At 60.4% G+C, this 9,645-nt stretch carries 14 protein-coding genes; 5 read left to right on the top strand and 9 right to left on the bottom strand.

Features of this window, described 5'->3' with window-relative positions; all coding sequences use genetic code 11:
- Positions 1–41 precede the first annotated feature (41 nt).
- Entirely contained in the window at positions 42–347 is a 306-nt protein-coding gene (locus AB4Z11_RS12430) for an ArsR/SmtB family transcription factor (protein ID WP_442025558.1), read from the bottom strand.
- A gap of 77 nt (positions 348–424) precedes the next feature.
- Positions 425–784, bottom strand: coding sequence for a DUF1304 domain-containing protein (locus tag AB4Z11_RS12425; RefSeq protein WP_442025557.1), 360 nt, complete (start codon positions 782–784; stop codon positions 425–427).
- Between the two features lie 92 nt (positions 785–876).
- Here AB4Z11_RS12425 and sugE point away from each other — a divergent pair, with 92 nt between their 5' ends.
- Positions 877–1,200 (top strand): quaternary ammonium compound efflux SMR transporter SugE, encoded by a 324-nt coding sequence (gene sugE, locus AB4Z11_RS12420; protein ID WP_442025556.1) that lies wholly within the window; start codon positions 877–879, stop codon positions 1,198–1,200.
- 67 nt (positions 1,201–1,267) lie between these two features.
- Here sugE and AB4Z11_RS12415 read toward each other — a convergent pair whose 3' ends face one another.
- Complete coding sequence (locus tag AB4Z11_RS12415) at positions 1,268–2,230, bottom strand: succinylglutamate desuccinylase (protein WP_442025555.1); 963 nt, start codon at positions 2,228–2,230, stop codon at positions 1,268–1,270.
- A gap of 68 nt (positions 2,231–2,298) precedes the next feature.
- On the opposite strand from AB4Z11_RS12415, the gene AB4Z11_RS12410 reads away from it, so the two are divergent.
- Both AB4Z11_RS12410 and AB4Z11_RS12405 read left to right on the top strand, forming a co-directional pair.
- Complete coding sequence (locus tag AB4Z11_RS12410) at positions 2,299–3,471, top strand: acyltransferase family protein (protein WP_442025554.1); 1,173 nt, start codon at positions 2,299–2,301, stop codon at positions 3,469–3,471.
- Positions 3,416–4,108, top strand: a complete 693-nt coding sequence (locus AB4Z11_RS12405; protein ID WP_442025553.1) for a hypothetical protein — start codon at positions 3,416–3,418, stop codon at positions 4,106–4,108. The genes AB4Z11_RS12410 and AB4Z11_RS12405 overlap by 56 nt, the downstream gene beginning before the upstream one ends.
- Here AB4Z11_RS12405 and AB4Z11_RS12400 read toward each other — a convergent pair.
- The 3 genes from AB4Z11_RS12400 to AB4Z11_RS12390 all read right to left on the bottom strand — a co-directional run bounded on the left by AB4Z11_RS12400 (position 4,089) and on the right by AB4Z11_RS12390 (position 6,125).
- Positions 4,089–4,559 carry a hypothetical protein gene (locus AB4Z11_RS12400; protein ID WP_442025552.1) on the bottom strand — a complete coding sequence of 157 codons (471 nt, stop codon included), beginning with the start codon at positions 4,557–4,559 and terminating at the stop codon, positions 4,089–4,091. The two genes, AB4Z11_RS12405 and AB4Z11_RS12400, sit on opposite strands and share 20 nt — an antisense overlap.
- A 61-nt stretch (positions 4,560–4,620) precedes the next feature.
- A complete protein-coding gene (locus AB4Z11_RS12395; RefSeq protein ID WP_442025551.1) occupies positions 4,621–5,499 on the bottom strand; it encodes a pirin family protein in 879 nt (292 codons plus the stop codon).
- A 23-nt stretch (positions 5,500–5,522) separates the two neighbouring features.
- Entirely contained in the window at positions 5,523–6,125 is a 603-nt protein-coding gene (locus AB4Z11_RS12390) for an FMN-dependent NADH-azoreductase (protein ID WP_442025550.1), read from the bottom strand.
- 114 nt (positions 6,126–6,239) lie between these two features.
- Between AB4Z11_RS12390 and AB4Z11_RS12385 the strand changes: the two genes are divergently transcribed.
- Positions 6,240–7,157, top strand: coding sequence for a LysR family transcriptional regulator (locus AB4Z11_RS12385; protein WP_442025549.1), 918 nt, complete (start codon positions 6,240–6,242; stop codon positions 7,155–7,157).
- On the opposite strand, the gene AB4Z11_RS12380 is transcribed toward AB4Z11_RS12385, so the two are convergent.
- From AB4Z11_RS12380 to AB4Z11_RS12370, 3 genes are all read right to left on the bottom strand, one after another.
- Positions 7,147–7,461 (bottom strand): hypothetical protein, encoded by a 315-nt coding sequence (locus tag AB4Z11_RS12380; RefSeq protein ID WP_442025548.1) that lies wholly within the window; start codon positions 7,459–7,461, stop codon positions 7,147–7,149. The genes AB4Z11_RS12385 and AB4Z11_RS12380 overlap by 11 nt on opposite strands.
- Before the next feature lie 56 nt (positions 7,462–7,517).
- Positions 7,518–8,345 (bottom strand): archaetidylserine decarboxylase, encoded by an 828-nt coding sequence (asd, locus tag AB4Z11_RS12375; protein WP_442025559.1) that lies wholly within the window; start codon positions 8,343–8,345, stop codon positions 7,518–7,520.
- Between the two features lie 110 nt (positions 8,346–8,455).
- Positions 8,456–8,884, bottom strand: a complete 429-nt coding sequence (locus AB4Z11_RS12370; RefSeq protein ID WP_442025547.1) for a hypothetical protein — start codon at positions 8,882–8,884, stop codon at positions 8,456–8,458.
- Between the two features lie 248 nt (positions 8,885–9,132).
- On the opposite strand from AB4Z11_RS12370, the gene AB4Z11_RS12365 reads away from it, so the two are divergent.
- Positions 9,133–9,432: an H-NS histone family protein gene (locus AB4Z11_RS12365; RefSeq protein WP_442025546.1), complete on the top strand. Its 300-nt coding sequence runs from the start codon at positions 9,133–9,135 to the stop codon at positions 9,430–9,432.
- Positions 9,433–9,645: the final 213 nt, after the last annotated feature.

Genomic DNA, 9,645 nt, shown 5'->3' with positions numbered 1-9,645 from the left:
ATGGTGATCGGGTCAAAGAGCGTAGTCATTGTTGTGTTCCTTTAAAAAGCCTTCATGTGATCGAGAAACTGCTGATACGTTTCCTCGTTACGTTTATAGAAGTTCCACTGACCCATGCGCTGCACCGTCACCAGTCCCGCTTTTTGCAGGATGGAGAGATGGCCAGACACCGTGGACTGCGACAATCCCGTTTTGCTTTCGATCAGCCCAGCGCACACCCCCATGGAAAGCGGGTGTATCTGCTCGGTGAAGTAAGCACCCGGCTGTTTCAGCCAGCACAGGATTTCACGCCGGACCGGGTTGGCCAGGGCCTTGTGGACGGCGTCAATGTCGAGTTCTTGGGTCATTTCGGTTTTCTTCGATACGTAAATCGTAGGATTCCGATTCGTATATCGGGATTCTACGATATTCTTTCAAGGCCTGCTTAAAGCACAAAATTCAGGATCAGCGCAAGGACGGCGGGGGCCGTCTGGACGGCCAAAATGCGCTTGTTTACGGTCACGCCGCCCCAGACGCCGGCCACCGCCACGCAAATAAGGCCGAACACGGTGAAGGCGTGGGCAACCGCCGGGTTGGGATGAAGGAAGCCGACGGCCAGCGCGGCAACCAGGAAACCGTTGTAGCAGCCCTGATTGGACATGGCCGGTTTCACGATCTCGGCCTTCTCGGCGGACAAGCCGAACACGCGGCGTCCCCGGGTAGGGAAAAGCACGGTTTCCAAAAGAACAATGTAGACATGAATCAGCAGAACGATGGCGGTAACGATCTGGGCCAGCAATACCATTGGGTCTCCTCTCTGAAAGAAATTTTCCGCAATGATATACTGCCGGCTCTTTCTCCTGCGGGGACGACCCTGTCATGACTTGGGAGAAGATCATGCATTGGATCGTCCTTTTCCTCGCTGGCCTGCTGGAAGTTGCCTGGGCTGTGGGGCTCAAATATACCGCTGGATTCACCAGACTCGTGCCGAGCGCGCTCACGCTGACCGCCATGGCGGGCAGTGTCGGCTTGCTGGGACTGGCCTTGCGCCACCTGCCGCTGGGCACCGCTTACGCCGTGTGGACCGGCATCGGCACCGTGGGCACGGTTATCTACGGCATCATGATGCTGAATGAACCGGCCAGCGCAGCGCGTCTGCTGTGCATCGCGCTGATCGTGGCCGGTATTCTGGGACTGAAGCTGCTCTCGGCGGGTCAATGACCCGCCCTACCGCTGCGCAGAATAGACGGCGACAATTGCGTAGGGCGGATCATCGATCCGCCATGCATCAATTAAAGTTGTCGCTGACCTTGGCCAGGTAATACCACTCGGCGTTGGCTTTCGCGTTCACATCCGGGAACAGCATGTAGGCGTCGAATGGTGCGGTAGCGACCGTGCCGTCGGCGCGGACGCCGATTTCGTCGCCTTGCTTAAGGCGATCGAAGCTGGACCATACGCGGCTGAATTTATCGTCCGCGTGCAGCTTGTCGTGTACTTCCACCATGCTCAGATATTCCATTTCCTCGACCGGCACCGGTTGCGGCTTCGGCGCGTCGATCAGGCCGAAGTGGGCCAGCACATTCATGATGGCGCGGTAGGCGACATCCGGCGCATGCGGATCGGCGTGCTGGCCGCATTCCAGCGTCAGCGCCATGCCGCCCGTGCTGCGCATGAATTCAGTGGTGCCGACGCCGTACTTGATGACGGTTTCCAGTTCGCTGTCATTGCGCAGGCGGCGCTTCACCCCGGCGCCGTAAGTCGCCAGCCAGCCGTCAACGAAACGCTTTACGCCGAGGATGCGCGCCATCGCACGCTCTTCCGCTTCGTGCTTGAAGGGTTGCAGATCGCCGTCGTTATTGCGCGGACCGACCATCACGAAAGGCTGGCTTTGTGCGTTGAAGGAGTGCAGGTCGAGCAGGATTTCGTGCTGGCCGAGCAGGGGGCACAGCCAGTTCGCGATGCGGTCTTCAAAATCTTGCGGATTCTCGTTCGGGAACAGATTGCGGTTCAGATTGCGCTCGCCGGAGCGTTCGCCTTTTGCATACGCCAGTGGATTGGTGATCGGCACGAAGGTCACGCTGCCATTCAGGATTTTCAGCTCGCCTTTGTCCAGCTGCTCCATCACGCGCAGGATGCCCTTGGTGCCGGCCGTTTCGTTGCCGTGCACGGCGCCGGTGACGATCAGGCGGCGGCCCTTGCCCTGGCCGGTGTAATTAACAGATTTGAAATGCAGTTCGCTCGCTACGGTCATGCTCTTCCTCTGGTTCGGGTGCGTGGTAAATACAGTGCCCGGTATTCTAGCGCAGGTACAATGCGCGCATGAACCAATCTTCAACCCGCATCCACGGCCTCGATACGCTGCGCGCCGCTGCCATCGCGCTCGTGTTCTGCAATCACTACATGACCTTCGTCACCCACGACGCCACTTTTGGCTGGGCGAGCGAGGTGGGGTGGGCTGGCGTGGACCTGTTTTTTGCGCTGTCCGGCTACCTGATCGGTAACCTGATTTTCGCGGGACTGCGCAACGGCGGCTTCTCGCTGGGACGCTTTTACCTGCGCCGTTTGCTGCGCACGCTGCCGAACTATTATGTCGTGCTGGCGCTGTACGCCTTCTGGCCTTTATGGGCCGGCGATTCGCATCCTGCGCCGTGGTGGAAGTATTGGACCTTCACGCTGAACTTCAACCTGATCCCCGGCACGCTGTTCTCGCACGCCTGGTCGCTGTGCGTGGAAGAACAGTTCTACATGGTGCTGCCAGCCGCGGCGCTGGGCATTGCGCTGCTGCGCCGCTCGCTGCTCTGGGGCTGGAGCGCCCTGATTGGCGCGCTGCTGGCCGCGATGGCGTGGCGGGCATCGATCTGGCATCCGGGACTCGACCTCGGTTCGCGCGGCACCTCGGCGTTCTACACGCTGATTTATTATTCCACGCTGTGCCGCTTCGATGAGCTGCTGTTCGGCGTGGCGCTGGCGTTGTTGAAGAACTTCCATCCGTCGGCCTGGACGCGCCTGACTTCGCGCGGCAACTGGACGTTGGCGGCAGGCGCGCTGCTGACGGCGTTGGCCTTTGCGCTGTTCATCCGCGACCACTACGGCTTCGGCATGACGGTGTTTGGCTATCCGCTGCTGGGACTTGCCTTCAGCACGCTGCTCGTTGCGGGCATGAGTCCCGGCGGCCTGCTGGCGCGTACGCGCATTCCGGGCGCAGGTTCGATCGCCATCTGGTCCTATGCCATCTACCTGACGCACAAGCAGTTGTGCATCGTGCTCGCCCACATCCTGGCCTGGAATTACGACATCGGACCGGACGAACCACGCGGCATTGCAATCCTGCTTGCCGCTTCTGCAATTGTTGGCTTCTTGCTGTACATTGTCGTCGAAACGCCGTTCATGAAACTGCGTGAGCGTTTTGTACCGACAAACTACGCGAGGAGCAAGCATGAGGAAGTGGATGATCGCGGCGACCGCCGCGATGGCGCTGTCGCCGCTGGCTAATGCCCAACAGGCAGGCCCGTATGCGCGCATGGTGGTGATCCAGCCCAAGCCGGGGCAGGGCGCCGAGTTCGAGGCGGGCTACGAGCGCCACCTGGGCTGGCATAAGAAAGCTGAAGACAGCTGGACCTGGTACGGCTGGTCCTTCGTGCTCGGCGACCGCCTCGGCTTGTTCATGGACGGCACCTTCGGCCACGCGATGGCCGACTTCGACGCCGCCGTGCAGCCAGCCGCCGACCAGGCGGACAACGCCGTCAACGTCACGCCGCATGCCGACTTCCTCAGCCATGGTATCTACAAGCGTCTCGATAACGCCAGCGCCGGCGCACCACTGCCCGATACATCACCGTTCCTCGCCTTGAGCACTTATCAGATCGCGCCCGGCGAAGAGGTCGCCTTCGAACGCCTGCTGGCGGCGCAGCGGAGCAAGGCCGATAAGGCGGCGCGCTTTACCTGGTATCGATTGCAGATCGGCGGCGAAGCGCCGCGCTACGTGCTGATGCGTCCCGCTGCGAGTTTTGCAGCGGCGGCTGAAATGCCGGAGGCGGCGCTGGCGGCGAGCATGGTGCGCAGCGTGCGCCTTGAGTTGCTGCGTTATCGCGAGAACCTGAGTTACCGGCCTAGCCCCGCATCTCGATGACGCCAAACGGCGACTGCATATCGGCCAGGAAGGCGAGCAGGGCGCGCACGCGCGTTGGTAGTTCCAATCCTTCAGTCGATGCGATGGCCGCGCGCAGGCCGGACGAGGCTTCCTGGATGTCGCGGCTCTCGTAGGCTTTGATCAGCAGCACCGCCAGCTGGCCGGCTTCGCGTTCGTGGTTCAAACGCAGGCGCTGTTCGATCAGGCCAAACAGCACACGCTGCATGCCAGGCGTGGGATTCGTGATGTGCGCGAAAACGAGCGGAGTGTTGGCGATGGCTTCGCAGATGCGGCGTTCGATGTCATCCGGCTTGACGTCGGAAGCGATATCGAAGTAAGCCTTGTCCCAGCGGGTGCGCGCGTAGGCGTGGCCGGATGGGAAGGATTCGGCGGTGCTCAGGCCGAGCATGTGGCTCAGCTTTGTCAGCCAGGTGAGGAGTGGGTTGCTCATCTCCGCATTGTAGCGGAAACAGCCCTGAGGCCTGTCCGGGCCTCAGGTGCTGCGTTGAACATTACGCGTGCGCTTCCTCGCCAAGTTTCCCGGCGCGGAAATCATTCACGGCCTGGAAGATCTCTTCCTGCGAGTTCATCACAAATGGGCCGTACTGCACGATCGGCTCATTCAGCGGCTTGCCGGCCAGGAGGATGAAGCGGCTCGCTTCGCCCGCCGTGACGGTCACGCCGTCGGCGCCTGCCGTATTGGCCAGGATCGCCATGCTGCGCGCCGGGACTGCCTTGTCGCCCACCTTCACTTCACCGCGATAGGTGTAGATAAAGGCGTTATGGCCCGCCGGGATAAGCTGGCTGATGCTTGCGCCCGCCGGCAGTTCCACGTCGATGTACAGCGGCTCGGTGACCTCGCGCTGCACGGCGCCTTCCACGCCATGGCTGCGGCCAGCGATCACACGTACCTTGGCGCCCGCTTCGGTATCGAAGACGGGAATCTCTTCGGCGCCGAAGTCCTTGTACCAGGGCTTGCGCATCTTGTCCTTGGCCGGAAGGTTCAGCCACAGCTGGAAGCCTTCCATCAAACCGGCTTCCTGTTCCGGCATTTCGGAGTGGATCACGCCACGGCCTGCGGTCATCCATTGCACACCGCCGTTGGTCAACAGGCCTTCATTACCGGCGCTGTCGCGGTGGCGCATGCGGCCGGTCAGCATATAAGTGACCGTCTCGAAACCGCGGTGCGGGTGGTCGGGGAAGCCGGCGATGTAGTCGTTGGCTTCATCCGAACCGAAATTGTCCAGCATCAGGAACGGGTCGAGGCGGCGCTGGAGCGGCTGGGTCAGGACGCGATTGATCTTCACGCCTGCGCCATCCATCACGGCCTGGCCGTGGATGATGCGTTCCACGCCGCGGGCCGATCCGATTTTTTCGCTAGTGATACCCATAACCATTCTCCTTTTTTGATTAATTAAGCAACGATTGCTGCAATCTGGTCGTTGGCTGCTGCTTGCGCCTTGGCGACCATTTCAGGGCCCATGCCATGGCCTTCCGAGAACACGTACTGCAGATCTTCATCCAGGCCCACGAACTTCAGGAACATGCTGAGGTGCATGAGCTGGGTGTCGGTCGGCGAATCTTTGTGCAGGCCGCCACGGGACAGGGCAACGTACACCTTTTTACCGGTCAGCAGGCCGACTGGGCCGGTTGGACCGTATTTGAAGGTCACGCCGGCACGGGCGATGGCGTCGAACCAGGACTTCAGTTGCACGGTGATGCCGAAGTTGTAGGTCGGGGCGCCGATCACCACCACGTCAGCGGCCTGCACTTGGGCGATCAGAGCGTCGTCCAGCGCCACGCGGGCGGCTTGCTCAGGAGTACGTTTGTCGGCCGGGGTGAACAGGGCGCCCAGAGCGGCTTCGTCCAGCACCGGGTGCGGATCAGATGCCAGGTCGCGGCGGGTCACTTGTGCGTTGCTGTGGCGGCTCACCAGTTTGGCGACGATGGCGTCGGCGATACGGGTGGATTCTGCACCTTGGCTACGTGCGCTGGAGTTGATTTGCAGGATGTTCATGGTAAGGCTCCTTGTATTGGGTTGAATGCTGCGTCGATGGAGATACTTTAGCAATTCCAAATTTGGTTCGGAAGCCGTTAAAATGGATATGATTTATCCACTGACGGAACAATCATGACTGAATTGGACCCTGGCGACCTGCTGCTGTTCGCCCGAATTGTCGAATGCGGTAGCCTGTCGCAGGCCGCCGAGCGCCTGCAACTGCCGAAATCAACCGTGTCGCRCCGTCTGACGCTGCTGGAAGCCCGGCTGGGCGAGCGCCTGCTGCAGCGGACCACGCGCAAGCTGGTGCTGACCGAGTTCGGTGGAAGTCTGCTGGAGCACGCGCGCAAGGTGGCGGAGGAAACGGAAGCGGCTGGCGCACTGGCCCAGCACCGCCAGCAGGCGCCGAATGGGCTGCTGCGGGTGTCCATGCCCGCCGACTTTGCCAATTCGCACCTGATCCGTCTGCTGCCCGATTTTCTGAAGAAGTACCCGGCGATTTCCATCGATCTGGATTTGTCGCCGCGCCGCGTGGATTTGGTGGCGGAAGGCTTCGACGTGGCCATCCGCATGGGCGCACTGCCGGACGATGCCTCGCTGGCCGCCCGCCGCGTCGTGCTCAGCACTTGGGGCTTGTTCGCCTCGCCGCACTACACCGGCTTGCACGGCTTGCCCGAGCATCCAGACGACCTGTTCCGCCACGACCTGCTCAGCTTGCCGCGCGCGGTCAACGGTTTGGCCCGCTGGAAGCTCTCACGCGGCAAGACGACGTGGGAGCGCGATGTGCCGATCAAGACCCGCGCCAACTCGCCTGAACTGTTGACCAAACTGGCCACGGCCGGCCTGGGCGTCGCCACCTGCACCGAAGAATTCGCTGCGCCGCACGTGAAAAAAGGCGAGCTGGTCCGCATCTTGCCGGACTGGAGCTTCCCCGAAAGCACAGGCTGGGCCGTCTTCCCCGGCCGCCGCCTGATGCCGGCCAAGACGCGCGTGTTCCTGGATATGCTCGAAGAGAATTTCAACGCCACCGAAGGCAGCGCTAAGATTTAAGCGGAATGACAATGACGATTGGCTGCGGCACTATCGGCGCGGCCACTGCTGCCGGCGCCGGCGCGGGTGCAGCTTGCTGCACTGGCAGCGGGCGCGGCACCGCGTTGTTCATCAGAAAGACCACGACGGTGACGAAAATCATTAACGTCGAAGCCGCGATCGCCGCGGACCATTTGACGGTCTGGGCGATCGTCTGATGCAGTTCAGTCTTGAGCTCTTGCACGCCATGCGCCACGCGCGTATCGATATACTGCTTCAGCGAATCAAACTTCGCGTCAACGTATTCTTTGTCAACGGCAGTCATTGGCGGCCTCCGAACTACCAGTATACGCCGCGTGCGAAGGCGCGGCTTGATGTAGCTCAGGCCTTCAGGTTGGCCATTGCCTCGCCGAGGCGGACTGGGCCGGCGGGTTGCCAGTCTGTGTTGAAGCGCATGGTGTTGGCAGGGAACAGCATCACGACGGTGGAGCCGAGCAGGAAGCGGCCGAGTTCTTCGCCTTTTTTCAGGACGATGTCCTTGTCCGCATAAGTCCATTCGCAGATCGACGGCTGGCGCGGCGGGTTGACCACGCCGTGCCACACGGTCGCCATGCTGCCGACAATGGTCGCGCCGACCAGCGTCATCACGAAGGGACCGTTGGCCGTATCGAACACGCACACCACGCGCTCATTGCGCGCGAACAGCCCAGGAATGCCGCGTGCCGTGGTCGGATTCACGGAGAACAGCTCGCCCGGAACGTAGATCATGCGCGTCAGCTTGCCATCGCAAGGCATATGAATGCGGTGGTAATCGCGCGGGCTCAGATACAGATTGGCGAAGTGGCCATGGCGGAACTGGTCGGCCAGGGTCTTGTCGCCGCCCACCAGCGCGGTGGTGGTGAACTTGTGTCCCTTGGCCTGGAAAATCTGGTCGTCCTCGATATCGCCGAACTGCGAGATGCGGCCATCCACCGGGCAAATGAAATCAGCCTGGGCCAGCGGACGTGCGCCCGGCTTCAGCGCGCGGGTGAAGAATTCGTTGAAACTGTGATAGCTGGCGATGTCCGGATTGGCCGCCTCGTCCATGTTCACATCGTACTTGCCCACGAACCAGCGGATCAGGCGCGTCGTCATGGCGCCGCCTTTGGCGCCGGCCACGCGGCCCGCGAAATTGGTCAGGGCGCCTTTTGGCAGCAGGTATTGAGGCAGTACGGCGAGACGGGACACGGTGATGGCATTCCATTCAAGGTTGAATAGCGCATTATAGCCGTGTGCCCGGGCGCCGGAAATAGTGCTATCCCGGCAACCCGGGTAATGCTTTAGCGGGCATGCAGCTCGCGGATCAATTCACTTCCCAGCACTTCGCGAATGGCCTCCCGATCGGCATACGCTTTATCCTGCGCTTCGAAACTACCGGCGACTTTGGACGAGACAGCATCGGCTTCATCGCTTCGGTCCAGTGCCGCCATATTGGCATAAGTGACTGTCAGGATCACGTCCGGTTCGTGCGGATTCTTCGGATTCGCTGCGTAGATGCGGTGATCCACGACCAGTCCGGCCTTTTTCTGCGCTTCCATCACGGCCTTATACGGACCCAGTAAAAACTTCATGTAGTCGTCGAAGTGGCCAGGTTTGGTGCGGATGAAGGAGACGGAAGTCACGGTCCCTTCTTTATAAATGCGCTTTTCCTGCGCAACAGCGGTGGTGCAGACTGCTAACCCCAGAACAATTGCGGCGATCGTTTTCATTGTGAGCCTCCCTGTTTTGGACGCCGGCACATGCCGACCAGACGAGGCTGCGCCTGTGGCAGAGCAATGTCAATAATTAATACCCTTATTAAAGCTGGCCACTTAAATGAAGTTGCGTTCAACCGTGTGGCAGGCTTTTATTAATGTTGTTAAATTAACTGGAATAATTACCGAAAACTATGGTACATTGGCGACAATGAAATCTCACACATTGTCACACCCTGTTTTTTCCAACTTAGGATAGAGAGATGACGACTTATCAGGAATACCAGGCGAAGATCGCCGAACTGCAAAATCTCGCGGAAAACGCGCGCAAGACCGAAATCGGCAAGGCCAAAGATCAGATTCTGGCCATCATGCGCGAATATAATCTGACCATTGCCGATCTGGGCCCGGCGGCCAAGAGCGGCAAGCCGGTAAAGCCACGCGCTCCGGTGCCGATGAAATATCGTGATCCAGCCAGCGGTCAAAGCTGGACCGGCCGTGGCCGTGCGCCGAAATGGCTGGAAGGCAAGAAGAAGGAAGACTTCCTGATTAAAGAAGCCTAATAAGGCTGCGACGGCGGAATAATAGTCCGGTCGTTCACCGGATTATCTCCGCCGTATTCTCCTTAAATATGGCTATGCTTCTTTCTCGCGCCGTCACCGCGGCAATAATGCTGTTGTGCGCTTCCGCACAGGCAGCTAGTKGGCGTCCCGTTCTGCTGACGCCGGATAAAGTCTGGACTGGCGAAGGCCAATCCCATTCCGGCTGGTCGGTAT

Source organism: Pseudoduganella sp. RAF53_2, assembly GCF_052113985.1.
In the GTDB taxonomy this organism is placed as follows: domain Bacteria; phylum Pseudomonadota; class Gammaproteobacteria; order Burkholderiales; family Burkholderiaceae_D; genus Rugamonas.
Note: the sequence above shows the minus strand (reverse complement) of the source record. Positions and strands in the feature narration are given on the sequence as shown.